23 protein-coding genes are annotated in these 14,793 nt (G+C 35.0%); 16 read left to right on the top strand and 7 right to left on the bottom strand.

Annotated features, from left to right (window positions below):
- Nucleotides 1-145: 145 nt before the first annotated feature.
- The gene (locus BAU23_RS12810; protein ID WP_000431159.1) at nucleotides 146-382 is read right to left on the bottom strand and encodes a NifU family protein; all 237 of its coding nucleotides are present in this window, start codon (nucleotides 380-382) and stop codon (nucleotides 146-148) included.
- 206 nt (nucleotides 383-588) lie between these two features.
- Between BAU23_RS12810 and BAU23_RS12805 the strand changes: the two genes are divergently transcribed.
- The 4 genes from BAU23_RS12805 to BAU23_RS12790 all read left to right on the top strand — a co-directional run bounded on the left by BAU23_RS12805 (nucleotide 589) and on the right by BAU23_RS12790 (nucleotide 3,350).
- Nucleotides 589-897, top strand: coding sequence for a YuzD family protein (locus BAU23_RS12805; protein ID WP_000248596.1), 309 nt, complete (start codon nucleotides 589-591; stop codon nucleotides 895-897).
- Between the two features lie 46 nt (nucleotides 898-943).
- Entirely contained in the window at nucleotides 944-1,744 is an 801-nt protein-coding gene (locus BAU23_RS12800) for a nucleotidyltransferase domain-containing protein (RefSeq protein ID WP_244159712.1), read from the top strand.
- Between the two features lie 123 nt (nucleotides 1,745-1,867).
- Nucleotides 1,868-2,536 carry a hypothetical protein gene (locus BAU23_RS12795; RefSeq protein WP_071734581.1) on the top strand — a complete coding sequence of 223 codons (669 nt, stop codon included), beginning with the start codon at nucleotides 1,868-1,870 and terminating at the stop codon, nucleotides 2,534-2,536.
- A gap of 10 nt (nucleotides 2,537-2,546) precedes the next feature.
- The gene (locus tag BAU23_RS12790) at nucleotides 2,547-3,350 is read left to right on the top strand and encodes a leucine-rich repeat domain-containing protein (RefSeq protein WP_071734580.1); all 804 of its coding nucleotides are present in this window, start codon (nucleotides 2,547-2,549) and stop codon (nucleotides 3,348-3,350) included.
- Between the two features lie 2 nt (nucleotides 3,351-3,352).
- Here BAU23_RS12790 and BAU23_RS12785 read toward each other — a convergent pair whose 3' ends face one another.
- On the bottom strand, nucleotides 3,353-3,991 hold the full coding sequence (locus BAU23_RS12785) for a DUF4304 domain-containing protein (protein ID WP_000978118.1): 639 nt from the start codon (nucleotides 3,989-3,991) through the stop codon (nucleotides 3,353-3,355).
- Nucleotides 3,978-4,448 carry an SMI1/KNR4 family protein gene (locus BAU23_RS12780; RefSeq protein ID WP_000858999.1) on the bottom strand — a complete coding sequence of 157 codons (471 nt, stop codon included), beginning with the start codon at nucleotides 4,446-4,448 and terminating at the stop codon, nucleotides 3,978-3,980. Before BAU23_RS12780 ends, BAU23_RS12785 begins: the two co-directional genes overlap by 14 nt.
- Nucleotides 4,449-4,537: 89 nt before the next feature.
- On the opposite strand from BAU23_RS12780, the gene BAU23_RS12775 reads away from it, so the two are divergent.
- From BAU23_RS12775 to phnA, 5 genes are all read left to right on the top strand, one after another.
- Nucleotides 4,538-4,792: a DUF7660 family protein gene (locus tag BAU23_RS12775; RefSeq protein ID WP_016130784.1), complete on the top strand. Its 255-nt coding sequence runs from the start codon at nucleotides 4,538-4,540 to the stop codon at nucleotides 4,790-4,792.
- Between the two features lie 36 nt (nucleotides 4,793-4,828).
- The gene (locus BAU23_RS12770) at nucleotides 4,829-5,206 is read left to right on the top strand and encodes a hypothetical protein (RefSeq protein WP_016130783.1); all 378 of its coding nucleotides are present in this window, start codon (nucleotides 4,829-4,831) and stop codon (nucleotides 5,204-5,206) included.
- Nucleotides 5,207-5,632: 426 nt separating this feature from the next.
- On the top strand, nucleotides 5,633-6,427 hold the full coding sequence (locus BAU23_RS12765) for a DUF2628 domain-containing protein (RefSeq protein ID WP_000289356.1): 795 nt from the start codon (nucleotides 5,633-5,635) through the stop codon (nucleotides 6,425-6,427).
- 74 nt (nucleotides 6,428-6,501) lie between these two features.
- Nucleotides 6,502-7,179, top strand: coding sequence for a hypothetical protein (locus BAU23_RS12760; protein WP_016130781.1), 678 nt, complete (start codon nucleotides 6,502-6,504; stop codon nucleotides 7,177-7,179).
- Between the two features lie 203 nt (nucleotides 7,180-7,382).
- Nucleotides 7,383-7,724 (top strand): alkylphosphonate utilization operon protein PhnA, encoded by a 342-nt coding sequence (phnA, locus tag BAU23_RS12755; protein ID WP_000212734.1) that lies wholly within the window; start codon nucleotides 7,383-7,385, stop codon nucleotides 7,722-7,724.
- Between the two features lie 50 nt (nucleotides 7,725-7,774).
- On the opposite strand, the gene BAU23_RS12750 is transcribed toward phnA, so the two are convergent.
- The 4 genes from BAU23_RS12750 to BAU23_RS12735 form a co-directional block, all read right to left on the bottom strand.
- Complete coding sequence (locus tag BAU23_RS12750; protein WP_071734579.1) at nucleotides 7,775-8,569, bottom strand: ABC transporter permease; 795 nt, start codon at nucleotides 8,567-8,569, stop codon at nucleotides 7,775-7,777.
- On the bottom strand, nucleotides 8,553-9,212 hold the full coding sequence (locus BAU23_RS12745; RefSeq protein ID WP_000470259.1) for an ABC transporter ATP-binding protein: 660 nt from the start codon (nucleotides 9,210-9,212) through the stop codon (nucleotides 8,553-8,555). The genes BAU23_RS12750 and BAU23_RS12745 overlap by 17 nt, the downstream gene beginning before the upstream one ends.
- A 72-nt stretch (nucleotides 9,213-9,284) precedes the next feature.
- Nucleotides 9,285-9,485 (bottom strand): aspartyl-phosphate phosphatase Spo0E family protein, encoded by a 201-nt coding sequence (locus tag BAU23_RS12740; protein ID WP_071734578.1) that lies wholly within the window; start codon nucleotides 9,483-9,485, stop codon nucleotides 9,285-9,287.
- Between the two features lie 227 nt (nucleotides 9,486-9,712).
- Nucleotides 9,713-10,783, bottom strand: coding sequence for an NAD(P)/FAD-dependent oxidoreductase (locus tag BAU23_RS12735; protein WP_000682082.1), 1,071 nt, complete (start codon nucleotides 10,781-10,783; stop codon nucleotides 9,713-9,715).
- A gap of 351 nt (nucleotides 10,784-11,134) precedes the next feature.
- Here BAU23_RS12735 and BAU23_RS12730 point away from each other — a divergent pair, with 351 nt between their 5' ends.
- From BAU23_RS12730 to BAU23_RS12700, 7 genes are all read left to right on the top strand, one after another.
- Nucleotides 11,135-11,374 carry a YuzB family protein gene (locus BAU23_RS12730; RefSeq protein WP_000595027.1) on the top strand — a complete coding sequence of 80 codons (240 nt, stop codon included), beginning with the start codon at nucleotides 11,135-11,137 and terminating at the stop codon, nucleotides 11,372-11,374.
- A 240-nt stretch (nucleotides 11,375-11,614) separates the two neighbouring features.
- Nucleotides 11,615-12,481 carry a diaminopimelate epimerase gene (gene dapF, locus BAU23_RS12725; protein ID WP_044740532.1) on the top strand — a complete coding sequence of 289 codons (867 nt, stop codon included), beginning with the start codon at nucleotides 11,615-11,617 and terminating at the stop codon, nucleotides 12,479-12,481.
- Between the two features lie 41 nt (nucleotides 12,482-12,522).
- Nucleotides 12,523-12,876 (top strand): HesB/IscA family protein, encoded by a 354-nt coding sequence (locus BAU23_RS12720; protein ID WP_000573823.1) that lies wholly within the window; start codon nucleotides 12,523-12,525, stop codon nucleotides 12,874-12,876.
- Nucleotides 12,877-13,002: 126 nt separating this feature from the next.
- The gene (locus tag BAU23_RS30600; protein ID WP_000888620.1) at nucleotides 13,003-13,191 is read left to right on the top strand and encodes a hypothetical protein; all 189 of its coding nucleotides are present in this window, start codon (nucleotides 13,003-13,005) and stop codon (nucleotides 13,189-13,191) included.
- A gap of 172 nt (nucleotides 13,192-13,363) precedes the next feature.
- Nucleotides 13,364-13,705, top strand: coding sequence for a hypothetical protein (locus BAU23_RS12710; RefSeq protein ID WP_071734577.1), 342 nt, complete (start codon nucleotides 13,364-13,366; stop codon nucleotides 13,703-13,705).
- Nucleotides 13,692-14,330, top strand: coding sequence for an O-methyltransferase (locus BAU23_RS12705; RefSeq protein WP_071734576.1), 639 nt, complete (start codon nucleotides 13,692-13,694; stop codon nucleotides 14,328-14,330). Before BAU23_RS12710 ends, BAU23_RS12705 begins: the two co-directional genes overlap by 14 nt.
- A 105-nt stretch (nucleotides 14,331-14,435) precedes the next feature.
- A complete protein-coding gene (locus BAU23_RS12700; RefSeq protein WP_000833119.1) occupies nucleotides 14,436-14,789 on the top strand; it encodes a YxeA family protein in 354 nt (117 codons plus the stop codon).
- Nucleotides 14,790-14,793: the final 4 nt, after the last annotated feature.

Below are 14,793 nucleotides of genomic sequence, written 5' to 3'. Positions count from 1 at the left end.
ATCCCCCTCACATTTTGAACGAGCCGCTTCTGCTTTTAGATGATATCCAGCTCCAGCGGCTAGAACAGTCGGCCAGGCAAAAAGCGCCTCTTCGTCAGGAGCTCCAATGACCTCCTGTTCTGAACGAGCCGCTTCCGCTTTTAAATTAAAATACTTGTTCTACTTCAATAACGCCTGGTACTTCTTCAAGTAATGCGCGTTCGATACCAGCTTTTAGTGTGATTGTAGAACTTGGGCAGCTTCCGCATGCACCCATAAGGCGTAATTTTACGATACCTTCTTCAATGTCTACTAATTCAACGTCTCCGCCATCGCGAAGTAAGAATGGACGTAATTTATCTAATACTTCTAATACTTGTTCTTGCATATGTGGGTTTTCCATTTTTATCGACTCCTTTCATCAGTTTTATTATAATCAAGATAGAGGGGAAAATCTATTTTTTCTCTTCTTGTTTTATTGTCGAAATATTGTATCATGTGTACAACGTGTTTTTTCAGTATAGGGGTATGGAATAAGTTTGTAAAATGATGTGCTTATGTAATAAGACATCTGAATATACTGTTTGAACAAGAATTGGGGGAGAAGAAATGGTTAATGTGCAAGTGTATGGGACGAAAGTAATTTGTGCGAGCTGCGTTGGAATGCCATCTTCAACAGAAACGTTTGAGTGGTTACAAGCGGCAATTGGTCGTAAATATGAGGGACAAGAAAATAAATTTAATTTCGAGTATATTGATTTTCAAGAAGAACAAGAGAATGAAGATAAAAAAGCATTCGCAGAGCGAGTAGTGGAGGAAGATCTATTTTATCCGGTCGTTCTTGTAAATGGTGAAATCGTTGGAGAAGGAAATCCACGTTTGAAGGATGTTTATGAAGAAATCGAGAAATATTTATAAAGCATGAAGCCTTTGCGAATTTGCAAAGGCTTTTTTATATGGAGGGATAGATGTGGAGAATGGAATAAAACATGCTTTACCAGAAGAAGTAAAACAGTTAATGGAGCAGTACACAGTAGAATTAAAAGAAATTTTTTTGGACGAAAAAATAGTCGGGGTATACATTTACGGATCGATTGCGCTAGGAGCATTTCATATAGAAACGAGCGATGTTGATTTTGTTACGGTAATAAGTGATTCCGTGAATGAAGCTGAAAAAAAGCAAATTGTAGAACTGCATAAAAAAATTAGTAAAAGTACGTTAGGTAAAAGAATGGATGGTATGTATATTCCGCTTGCTGACTTAGGGAAATATAATGATGAAATGAATGAGTACGTGTATTGTGCAGATGGTAAGGCGAATATTGGTCATTGGGACATTAATGCGGTCACGTGGTGGACATTGAAAAATCAAGGCATTACAGTTATCGGGAAAGAAGCGGAAGATCTTTCGTTTCAAATAAGGTGGGATGATGTAGTCAATACGATGAAATACAACGTAGAACAGTACTGGAGTGAAAAAGCGAAGCAGCCATATTTATTTTTCATAGAAGAGTGGGTAGAATCAGCTGTCGTTACGATGGGACGTATTTTATATACGTTAGATCATAAAACAATCGTTTCAAAAGATAGGGGATTAGAATACTTATTAGAACGTTCAGCGAAAGAATGGGATCCTTTATTAAAAGAAGTAGAGCGAATGCGGCATAATCTAGAAGAAAAGAAAAAGTTCTCTCGTTGGAGACGGGCTGATGTGACGAAGCGGTATTTGTTGTGTTTGATTGAAGAGTGCAGGGAGAAGTGGTAGGTGAATAGTAAAGCATCCTTTAGATAAAGGGTGCTTTTACTATTTTTATATAATGAAAAAACGCTTTACAAAGAATGAGAAGTCGAAAGATAATATTAAAAAACATATATGCGGGGGAAGAGAATGAGTAAATATAACTTTCATATAAGTAAAGAACAACTATGGAAAGGATGTATTTTAAAGTCGATTGCAGATGCAATTTTTGTAGCACACGCTCCTGATTTTTCACATGAAAGTTCATGGGATGGATTCAACTATAGTATGCAAGATAGTCAAGGTGGACAAGGGACAATTACTTTCCATCCGAATTACACGATCGTATGTATTCAAGATGTGAATAGTGAGAGAATTGATGAGTGGATTGATGCAGCAAATTATTTCGAAGGGGCACCTTCGGAAGTAGTAGACATTGCGAAAGAGGAAGCACTTCAATACGTATTAGAAGAGGTAGAGGGGGAAACAGTTCCTTTCATTACGACGGCATTTTGGATTGAGGATAGCGGTGCATATTCAATTGATTCATTTGAAGAGATGGAAGAGCACGGTGGATTCTTATTAGAAATCCCATTACTTGATACGGAATCTGCAATAGAAAGATTGGAAGAAGAGTATGAACTGACAGAGGAGCAAATGGATCTTTTACAACTCGTGTATGAGAGAAAAATCCAAAATCTAAACGAGGGAATTACGTTGTCTAAAGAAGAGGTGGCGATGATTGGAACGGATGATGATGAAGGGTTGGAAGTGAGTAAGAAGTCATTTGAAGAAATGAATATTACTTGGGCGTTGTAGGAGGGATAAAATGTTTCCGATTGGTGAGCAGCCGAGGATTATAAAGGACTTGGAAAATGTTACTGCTAGTTTAGAAGAATTAGCGATTGAGGGGAAAACAAAAAATATAGAACGATTAGCATCTTTACAAGTTAAGAAGTTATGGGTTTTCGCAGTAAATCAAAAGCAATTTGAGCATATTCTTACGTACGCTCGTCCAAATATATTGTACGTTTACGAAATGAGGGTCGAGGATTTAAGTAGCCTTCAAAAATTATCTGATTTACAACAGTTGTATATGTGCTGGAATACAAAAGCGAAGACGTTATGGGATATTGCGTATAATAAAAAACTCAAATCCTTACTAATTGATGATTTTTCTAAGCTAGAAGATTTAAGTGCTTTAAGTAAGTGTCCGCAACTCAATACCTTTTACATGGGTGGTGGGATAAATACAGCGATGAAAGTACAAACTTTACAACCACTCGCTGCATTACAACATTTGAAAAAGCTTACCCTTATGAACTTAAAGGTTAAAGATGATTCGTTAGGACCTTTAATACAATTAAAAAATTTGCGAGAGTTAAGTCTATCTAATCAATTTAAAGTGGAAGAGTATGCAAAATTATCTGTAGCATTGCTATATACGGAATGTAAGTTTTTTAAACCTTACGTATATATGAATGATGCAATAGAAGGGAAAAATATAATGGTGATTGGGAGAAGAAGACCATTCCTTAATTCGAAAACGGATACGGTAAAGATGCAAAAGTATGAAGAACAATTTAAAAAGTTACAAGAGGAATATAAAGCACTAGTAGAAAGCACAATGTGAAGTTACATTGCGTTTTCTACTAGTTTTTTCATATACATATCAACTTCATGAAAGAATACTAGCTCTTTCTCCTCGGTATTAAGATACACAGCACAATGCAAGTATTGCTGTAAGTAAAGATTAGCTTGTTCGTACTGTTTTAAGTTGTAGAAAGAAAAACAAGTAAGAAGCAGAAACGCTTTTTCTTGTAATATTGGAACGACAGCTAGTACCGGAGTAATGGAATGTATATTTGTTTTTGCTAAATTTTCATAAGACGCCCACACTTGAAACCAGTTGAAAATAGTAGAAAGGTAATTCGGAATGTCGATAGTTTCATGTGAAACATTATGTAATAACTGGTTCTGTTTCATATGTATAGGCTCTATTCTTGTTCGTAGAATGCAATCGAATATTGAGATGTTTTCTTTTACTTGTAATTGGTCTGTAATAAGTTGCGGGAGACCAATTGGATGAACACCTATATTTATATAGAAGTCATCTCCAAACTGGCTTTTTTGTATATGAATGATCTTATAAAATCCGTTATCAGCTTTGCGAAATGTATGTCTTTTTTTCTTAAACCGAAGTGACTTTAAAGCAGCGTGTAAGTTTGTAATGAAATCTTGCGCTCCTTTAGAGAGAGGTTTACTCTTCATCATAATCGTAAGTAGTTAAGTTTTGTAAGAAACTTTCAAAGTTAGGTGCTAATTCGATAATTTCCTCAAGCTCATTATCGATAAATATAACTGGAGGATTTTCAGCTACATTTCGATAGTCTAATGCAATCCACGTATGGCCGTCCCCAGATAAAAGTACGAGATTCTCAGGCATTTCCCATTCCTGAATTAAATAACGGCTCTCTAAAATACTAGATTCATTTTCATCAAAAGAAATACCATATAAGCCAGAAACATTAACATGATCATCCGCCCAAGAATTTGGCTCTGAAGTAGGGTGAGTATCAAGGCGCAGCGTTCCTCCGTTTTGTTCTTTTAGAAGATTTATGTACGATTCCGGAAGCTTTACGTTTAGTACTTCTTCAGCTTTTTTTATTAGTTCGTCGTTAATCGGTGCTAATTTTAAATAGTCGTCTTCTGTCCAAAGTGTAGTCTTCATATTTGGTCACCTCAAATAATAGTTTTAAGAATCTTATTTCATATATTATAGTTAGTTTAAATGACGAGCAATAGAAAGGGGGGGAAAATATGGATGTATTTGGATATCTTGATCATGTAAATTCTAAAGAAGACTTGTTGAAGTTTCTTGTATATCTTCAAAAGGATTTTAAAGTGAATCAAGATGAGTGGGAGAATGTAGAGGTAGAGACTTATTTAGAGGCATTACATGGTTGGTTAGGTGCTTATGAAGGTGTTTATATAAATCAAGGGGAGAAGCTTCCAGAAAATATTCCATGGAAGTTTATTGCCCAGATGTTACTGGCGGCAGCTCATTATGAATAAAATTAAATTTTAAAAAGATAGAATGGAGAAAATCTTATGATTAACCACAATAAAATTAAACAACTTTTAGCATATGTAGATCGTGCTGAGGATAATGAAATTGAGTTAGAGTATGAATTTGAACCAATGACAATAGAACTATTTAATAGTGAAGAGATAGAAGAAGGACAACTTGGTTATAGCGTTGATGATGAAGGTCAAATTTTAATCGGGAATGAAGAAGGAGATTGGAAAGAAGGATGGATTGTAATTGGAATAGATTCATATCTTGGAGATCCGATCTTTGTAGATAGTAATGATGAAAATTGTCCGGTTTATACAGCTATGCATGGTGAGGGAGATTGGGAGCCAGAATGTATAGCGGAACGTATAGAAGATGTTATTGAGAAAGTGAAGAAGAATGTGGCGAAGTAAAAGATATAATGAAACTGCCTAAAAATGTAGTCGAAGTAGATTTTATTGTATCAATTGAGGAAGTTAATGATAGATTATTCATTAGTTGTGTAAGTGGAAATATGTTTGAAATAGTAGAAAGCTAATTTGTGAAGTCTCTTAAGTCGAGATTTTAGATTTGGCGATATTCCAATAGTATTTTATATATTCACTAAAGGTGATGTTAATAAATCACCTTTAGTGAATATATAAAATAATTAACTTAGTGTATTAAAGGTATGATACATGATTATTTTAATATATTTAAAAGTAAAATGAAATAAGAATCAGGTAATTGTCGGAATATATTCGATTTCCGTTCAATTTTATGAAATATAACTACTTTTTGTTAGATTCCTTTGTTTTATTTCTTTACAATAAAAATTATATAGAAATAAGAGAAGGATGATGTACGTGAAGGACACTGTTTTACAAGAAACAATTTCTCCGCAAGAATTACATAAAGTTGTTCAAAAGAATACAGCTTATTATGACTTTAAATGGGGCAAAGTAGAAAATCCAGCGCAAGGGAATACATGGAATTGGGTAGCCTTTTTCTTCCCGTCTTTTTGGTTAGCTTATCGTAAAATGTATAAGTTATTTATTATACTTACATTATTATCGGTACCTAGTGTACTTGTAGCCCCTTTTATAGACATTCCAGATGGGATTTTTTTATCAATTAGTTTAGCTTTTCAATTAGTAATGATGATATTTACTGGATGGCAAGGAAACCGTTTATATTATAAGCACGCTGTTCGTATTTTACATAAAGCAGAAGATACGCTTGATCATGAGAAGGCGTATTACTTACAATCAAAGGGTGGCGCTAGTTTTGCTGGTATGATTGGTTTACAAGTTATAGTAGGGATAGTATTTGGTGTAGCCACGTTCGGACTCTCCTTGTTACCAACTGAGCCGAATATAAAAAATGTTGTTCGTTCAAGTGATGAAGGATTTACTTTAGAGGTTATGAATGATAATCCAACTTGGAAGTTTGTAAAGAAAGAAAAGGATTATGACGTAGTAGAGTTTACTGGTTATGATTATGAAGAGAAGAAAAATATAAAAATTAAATTTGCTGTTTATTTCAGTGAAGACTATTTTGAATGGCAAGAGGTATATGAAAATAATAAGAAGTTAAGTGAAGAAGAATTAGAAGAGTATCAATTTTACATTGAAGAAAATAGTTGGAGTTTCTAGAGGGAACTCGTTCATTTTGAAAAGAAGAATCTTGTGAAGGTTCTTCTTTTTATATGTTAGGAGGAAAAGGTAATATGATAGATGTACATTTTTATGATTGGGCTAAGAAACGTCCAAAAAAACATTATAATCGATTGCATGAAATGAGAATTTTTGAATTGATTTTTTCAAAGGAATTAAGTAGGTTCAATCTTGGATTAGAAACTGTAGAAAATATTGATATATATTGCCTAGCAAACCCTAATAAAGATGTTTCTTATGAACTACATGAGGCCCTGGGGAAGATTCGTATATCCGTGCCTTATGATTATATGCAATTTTTAAATTTGGAATCAGTTGAGGAGAAATATAAGCATTTTGTCGAGTTGGTTCACCTCTATGTTGTACCAGCTATTGAAAAATATTCAAAAATATCATTAGAAATGATTAAAGAGTATGTGAATGAAGCGCTTCAGGAAATAGAGAAAGAGAATTACGAGATTGTATTTTTAGTAGATAAAACACCGAAGAAGAGCCCAAGCCGAAAGAAAACGGCTATATTAAAAGGAATTCATCGTTCGGAAGGATTTCAGCTAATGTGTGAAGTGTATAACGATAAAGGGCTAAGAGTGGTAAATAAACTACTCGTAGAAGAAGTAGGGAATGAAGTAGTCTACTCCAGATTTTTAGGCAAACTAAAATGGGAAAATGAGCACTTAATAGTAGTGAAATCTAAGACAAGTAGTTGGATGGAAGAAGTACATGTCGAATAAGTTAATTAACGAAAAATGTGAATACCAAACGGCATACTAATTGAAATTTTGTAAAATACAATAAAAAATGAGAATTTGAGGTAGGCTTGTCAATAATGCGAGACTATGGCAGTATAAAGAAATGCTATACAAATTTTATTTATCGAGATGTAAACGTCAATTTTGATTTTTACGTATAAATAATGAACGGAGGAAATGAATTTATGGCTACTTTACCAAATTGTCCAAAATGTAATTCAGAATACACGTATGAGGATGGCGTTCTTTTCGTATGCCCAGAATGTGCACATGAGTGGGGCAAAGAAGCAGAAGCTGAAAGTAATGAAGGTGCAAAAGTTGTAAAAGATGCGAACGGAAACGTTCTTCAAGACGGTGATGCTGTTACTGTAATTAAAGATTTAAAAGTAAAAGGAACTTCTTCAGTTGTTAAGATTGGTACGAAAGTAAAGAGTATTCGTCTAGTTGAAGGAGATCACGATATTGATTGCAAAATCGACGGTTTCGGAGCTATGAAGTTAAAATCACAGTTCGTTAAGAAGGCGTAAGATTAGCAAAGAAAAAAGACGCTCTGTAAGTAACTTGCAGAGCGTCTTTTTTATGATTGTACGTCAACTTCTTTCAACTGACACCGCTTATTAAAGAACGTTTTATACCCAAGTTGTAAGAAGATAATAACAGAGAAAGCTGTACTTCCAGAAATACCAAGTATAATTGCGATTTGATATTGGATAGCTGTAAATGGTGATACACCGGATAAAATTTGTCCTGTCATCATGCCTGGAAGACTTATAATTCCCATTCCGACCATAGAATTGATTGTTGGTAAAATAGCAGAATCGAAAGCGTCCCGTATGAGCGGGGCAGCTGCTTGTTTTGGAGTTGCTCCAAGCATAAGTGCACCTTCAATATGGTCTCTTTGTGATTTCATGCTGCTTAAAAAGGTATTTGCCCCGAGGCAAATGCCTGTCATAGCGTTACCAATTAGCATACCGGCAATAGGAACGATATACTGCGGAGCATACCAAGGATCGTGTCCGATAATGACAAAGATAAATAGTAGAAGAGGGCCAATTGATCCAGCAATCATGGAGAGGGCGACTACTCGTTTTAATTCTTTTGACATTGGAATATTAACTCGTTTATAAATATTGAAAATCGCAAATGTAGTAATAGAAGTAATGAGAGCTATTGTATAAAACGGATTACTATTTTCAAATATGTATGTAAGGACATATGCGACTAGTACGAGCTGAATTGTCATACGTAATGTAGCAATTGTAATTTGTTTCTCACGCGGTATTCCTTTTAATTTCACAAGCCCGATTAAAATAAGGATGAAAATATATGCAGCTGCAAGTTGCCAAATTTGTAGTTCAATAACGCCCTTCAATTGAGAGCACTTCCTTTCTAGTTGCACCGTTTGTTTTACTAATTTCAATAATATCGTCTGCGATTTCTTCTGGAAGTTGTTGCGAGTGCGTGATGAAGATAACTGTTTTTTTCTTTTCTCTTGCCAGTAGAGTGAATTGTTTCATAACGCGTCGTTCTGTATCACTATCTAGTGCCGAAGTTGGTTCATCTAATAAATAGACGGGTGGATCCATTAGTACAATACGAGCAAAAGCAAGTCTTTGTTTTTCACCTCCTGATAAAGAAGAGGGGCTATCTTCTAATTTTTTATCTAGGCTAACAGTTGTTAATGCGTCCCGCAGGGCATCGTCATTTGGAAATGGCTTTTCAGAAAGGTGCAGTCCCATTAATAAATTATCTTTAATTGTTCCATCAAAAATAGGCGGAGTTTGTCCGAGCATGACAACTTCACGTCGTAATTGAATGGGAGGATAATCTAAAATGGATTTTCCGTTATATTCAATTGTGCCAGATGTTGGTGATTGTAAATCATTTAACATACGAAGTAATGTACTTTTTCCACTACCACTTTCACCGATAATACAAGTTATTTTTTCTTGTTGAATCTGTAAATAAGGAATGTGTAGAATGTTTTTATATTTGATGTCTTTTAATATAAACATAAATTGCTCCTTTCTGATTCTAGTTATATCGTATCAAAAAGAGAGAAAAATAGAAAAATAAAAAAAGTCTATTTAGAGGGAACATCTTTTTTCTTTGTTTGTAGGATTAGATCGTCTTGAGACGGAAGTTAGCTTCGTTAATAAGTTTAGCAAGCGATCTAAGTCTTGACTGAGAGAAATGACTTTATCGTGAGTAAATCCATACTTTTCAACGAGGTGGATTAATTCCCTCTTTTTCACTTCTATTCGATTATTTAGTTTTGTTAAGTTCATAAGTGAAATGAAATGCCTCCTATTATGTGTAGTACTTATAGCATAAAAAATAAGCCCGAACGTATTCGGCCCTAAAGAAAATAATAACTATTACGTATAGTATACACTTTTCATTTGTATTTTTTAATATTAAAATAAATAAACTTTTATGAACCTATATTGAGAAAGTTATTTTTAAAAAAATGAATAGCAAAAGGCTGTCTACATAGTAGACAGCCTTTAAAGTATTAACCGTTATGATATTTGTACATCCAAAGAAGACCGGATTTTAATAATCTCGGTACACGCCCCATTAATGGTTGGTTTGCTAGTAAACCAAATCCGTGTTTTTTGCCGAGAGAACCGAGAACACCTTTTAATTTTATAACAGGCAGTTCATCAGGAAGCGGTTCATTATTCCAACGTTTTAATAATATTTGGACAATTTGTTCTCCCTGACCTTCAGCAAGTTGAGCAGATGGTGCATGTGGAAGTGCTGCACAATCCCCGACAACATAAACATGCTCATTATTCGGAATATTGTGATATTTCGTTAAAACAACCCGTCCGCTACCATCTTGTTCAACTGGAAGGTTTCGAACAACTTCATTTGCTTGAATACCAGCTGTCCACACGATTGCATCACACTCAAGTGGTTCATCATGGTTGTATACAATGTTTGGTTCCACTTTTGTAATGTTAGAGTTTCGTATAATGGTAACTTTATGTTTTACAAACCATTCTTCTACGTATCTACTTAATTTTTCTGGATACGGGAATAAAATTCTATCTTTTCGATCAAATAAATAGATTTTTAAATCTGAACGGCTTTCGCGAAGTTCACTTGCCACTTCAACGCCGCTTAAACCAGCCCCAACGACAGCTACTGTTGCATTTGGTTCTAAGCTATTTAATTGTTCATATGTCTTACGTGTTTGTTCAATTGACTGTAGGCTATGTGTATATTCCTTCGCCCCAGGAACGTTATGATATTTATCTTCACAGCCAAGCCCAATAATTAAATCATCATATTGAATCGTTTCACCGCCATCGAGATGAACGGCTTTCGTTTCGAGGTCAATATTTGTTACTGTGCCGTATTGAATATTGAGACGTGGGTGCTCAGGAAACGGTATGCGAATATGCGTTTCTGAAATTGTACCCGCAACTAATGCATAATATTCAGTTTTGAAGCAATGATATGGTACTTTGTCGATTAATGTCACTTGTACATCATCTGGAAGTTGGTTGTTTGGAAGTAGCCGCTGCAGAATTCTCATTCCACCGTAGCCGCCACCTAGTAGTACGAGGTGTTTCATGATGGATTACCCCTTTTCTGTTGAAATATCCCCTAATCATACAATTTTATATTAATAAAATATTTTGACTTTACTCAATCAAATTATATCGAATTTGTGAACAAATAACAATGCATGAATGAATACTCTGTTGTACAATAAGAAGAAAAGTAAAGTAAACTGTTTTCATTTGCTAGTTACTATTTCATTATGAATAGTAGGTTATATAGAAACAGTCATCTACTTTGAAGTGAAGTAATGAAGTAACTAAATAGTTTAGAATATGTAACGAAAACAACAAGAAACAGCTTAGTTTTCTTTTTATAGATGAAGTCAGAAGGTAATTTGTTTTGTAGTACAGGGGGGAGAATTTTGATTAAACCATTAATTGAATTTTGTGTAGGTAACCTTGCGAGTGGTTCACAAGCAGCTTTAGAGAAATTAGAAAAAGATCCGAATTTAGATGTAATGGAGTATGGTTGTTTAGGATATTGTGGTATTTGTTTTGAAGGACCATTTGCCCTTGTGAATGGTGAAGTAGTACAAGGGTCGACAGTAGAAGAACTTGTTAATAATGTATATGAGTATTTGGATGAAAATCCAATGTTCTAAGGTGTTGCAAATTGGCGACACCTTTTTCATTAGATAAAACGCTATTTCACAGGGTAGGATAATACGGAATATAAATAAAAAAAAGGCCCTTTTAGAAGGGCTTTTTTCTTACACGATTTGTGTAAGAATGACTAATCGCCAAAACGTTGTCAAATATGAGAAACGGGGGACATTCATATTGTGTTCTAAAAGCATGCATTTTATACTTGAAATAATAAATTATTTTTGGAGTGAATAAAAATGAGCCAATTTTCTTTTACAAAAATGCATGGTCTTGGCAATAGTTATATATATGTAAATATGTTTGAGGAACAAATTAGGGAAGAAGATTTAGCTCTTGTCGCAGAAAAGGTTTCAAATATTAATACTGGTATTGGTGCAGATGGAATGATTTTAATTTGTCCTTCTGACGTGGCACCAGTAAAAATGCGCATGTTTAATAACGATGGTTCAGAAGGGAAGAGCTGTGGAAATGGTTTACGCTGCGTAGCGAAATATGCGTATGAGCATAAACTAGTAGAAGATACAGTTTTCACAATTGAAACGTTAGCTGGTATCGTTACGGCAGAAGTAACGGTAGAAGATGACAAAGTAACATTAGCGAAAATCGACATGGGAGCACCTCGTTTAACACGCGAAGAGATACCGATGCTTGGTGAAGGAGACACACCATTTATTCGTGAAAACTTCTTATACAATAATCACCGTTATGCATTTACAGCTGTTTCAATGGGGAATCCACATGCGGTTATCTTTGTTGATGATGTAGAAAAAGCGCCTCTTATAACGTTAGGACCAGTTCTTGAGACGCATGAAATGTTCCCGGAACGAGTGAATGTTGAGTTCATCGAGATTTTGAATGATGAAGAAATGAATTTCCGCGTTTGGGAACGTGGATCTGGTGTAACGCAAGCTTGCGGGACAGGAGCATGCGCAGCTGTAGTTGCGGCAATTCTCAATGGGAAAATGGAACGTGGTAAAGAAATCACAGTTCACTTAGCAGGTGGCGATTTAATGATTGCATGGACAGAAGAAGGAAATGTGTTAATGAAAGGACCTGCGGAAGTAATTTGCCACGGAGTGTATGAGTACAAGATAGAAGCGTAAAGATGTATAATAGAACGAGAACAGAAAGGATGGTGTATTTCATGATTGAAGTAACAGAGCAAGCAGCTTTTCAAATTAAAGATATGTTAAAAGATGCTGAAGATGGAGAGAAGTACGTGCGCCTTGCTGTACATGGCGGCGGATGTAGTGGTCTTTCTTACGGCTTAGGATTTGAAGTAGAACCAAAAGAAGACGACACAGTTCTTGAATTTTTCGGTGTTGAATTTGTTATTGATAAAGAAAGTGCTCCGATTGTTAAAGGAGTGAAAGTTGATTATAAGCAATCGATGCTTGGCGGCGGATTCACAATCGATAATCCAAACGCAATTGCATCATGTGGATGCGGATCATCTTTCCGTACAGCGTCGAATGCTGGTAAGCCAGAAGAGTGCTAAATTTTTGGCCGAAATAGAAAAAGACCTTTTTAGCGATGGAATAAAATCGTTAAGGAGGTCTTTTATTTTGCTTTAATCGTTCTCTTTCTTACAAGTATAATTGAAGGATAGAAAGAGGAGGGATATATGTTGGAAGATATTTTTGAATTTGTAGTGAGGTACGTGATAGGTCCTATTTTTAGATTTATAAGATACATTGTGATAGATATTATAATAGAGTGCATAATAGAAGGTGTAATAAACGGTATAAGGAAATTACGTGATAAAATCTGTGGTAAGTGGCGAAACAGGCGTGAAAGACGTTATTGGCGGTAATAGATGCATAGAAAAATTGGTGGTAAAGAGATAGAGAATAAGAAGCCTTAAGAGAGATGAATTATAAAATTCATTTCCCTTAAGGTTTTTTATTTTGACATTTTGTATACAAATGTATACGATTGTAAATATAAAAACGTGTATACATTTGTATACAAAAGGGGGATTTAAAATGAGAAAAGATAAGTTCATGAAAGAAGGACAACACCGTGGTGAGCGTCATAAAGGGAGAGATGAATCACATCATCGTGGGCCGAAAACATTTCGCCGCGGGAGAGCGATTGCCTTTTTAGAAATGATGAATTTAAAGCGTGCTACGATTAAGCAACAGTTAAGTGAGCCAGAATTCCAGTCCATTCAGCAAATTTTAATCGGGGAATTAAAGGCAATTGATCTGGTTATTAATGAATTTACACAACTATTTGAAATACATGAGAGTGAAACAGAAGACGCGCCTATGTTAGATGAGAAGGAAAATCTAGAGCAAGGGACTGCATCTGATGAAACAAATTAATCGTTATATCGATTCAGTATTTTGTGGTCAAGATGCTATTTTGGATGAAGTGATTGCTTCCATAAAAGAAAACGAAATGCCTCCGATATCGGTATCGCCTTCTTCGGGGAAACTTTTAACGATGATAGTTTCTATTTCTGGAGCGAAAGATATTTTAGAAATAGGTGCATTAGGTGGTTATAGCGGAATTTGTCTTGCGAAAGGTTTTGGGGAAGAGGGTACGTTAACTTCTCTTGAACTAGAAGAGAAATATGCAGAGGTAGCACATAGCAATCTACATAAAGCGGGATTTGGAAAACAAGTGTCGTATATGACTGGTGCCGCTTTACAAAGTCTTGAAATATTAGCTAGTGATAATAAGCGATTTGATTTCTTCTTTATCGACGCTGATAAAGAGAATTATGCAAACTATTTAACATACTGTATTAAACTTGCTAAGCCAGGAGCTGTAATTGTTACAGATAATGTTCTAGCTGGTGGTAGTGTAGCAGATGAAAGTGTGAAATCAAAACGTTATACAGAAATTATGAAGAAGTTTAATGAAGTGGTAGCAACTCATTCAAATTTAGAATCTGTACTCATTCCAATTGGTGACGGGATGACGATTTCTAAAGTGAAGAAATAATTGTTATCTTACAAAAGTGTAATGTTCATGTCATGTTTTTGAATTTCTTCTTTAAGCCCCAGGCTTTAAGATAACAATATAAGAAAAACACATGAGGTGAAGGAAATGAAAAGATATATTGCACTTTTTAGTATTTTAGTTGTATTTGCAAGCCTTTTAGCTGGTTGTGATATTAACCGTATGGGGAAAGATCAGTATTATGTTCAAATTACAGCTGATGGAATTGAAAAAAACGGGAAGTCTGATAACGGAGAGCCATACAAATATTTTGAGTATAAATTAAAAGGCTTCGATAAAGACGGAACAGAAAAAGAATTAGAATTCACAGCTGAAAAAAACTTACGTAAAGATGCATTCTTACGCGTATACCATTCAGATAAAAAAGGTGTATCAGCTTGGGAAGAAGTGAAGAAAGACGAGCTTCCTGCGAAAGTGAAAGAAAAACTAGGTGCGAAATAAGACA

Origin of the sequence: Bacillus nitratireducens, from assembly GCF_001884135.1 — a bacterium.
Taxonomy (GTDB): domain Bacteria; phylum Bacillota; class Bacilli; order Bacillales; family Bacillaceae_G; genus Bacillus_A; species Bacillus_A nitratireducens.
The sequence above is the reverse complement of the archived record's forward strand: the minus strand, read 5'-3'. Positions and strand labels throughout refer to the sequence as shown.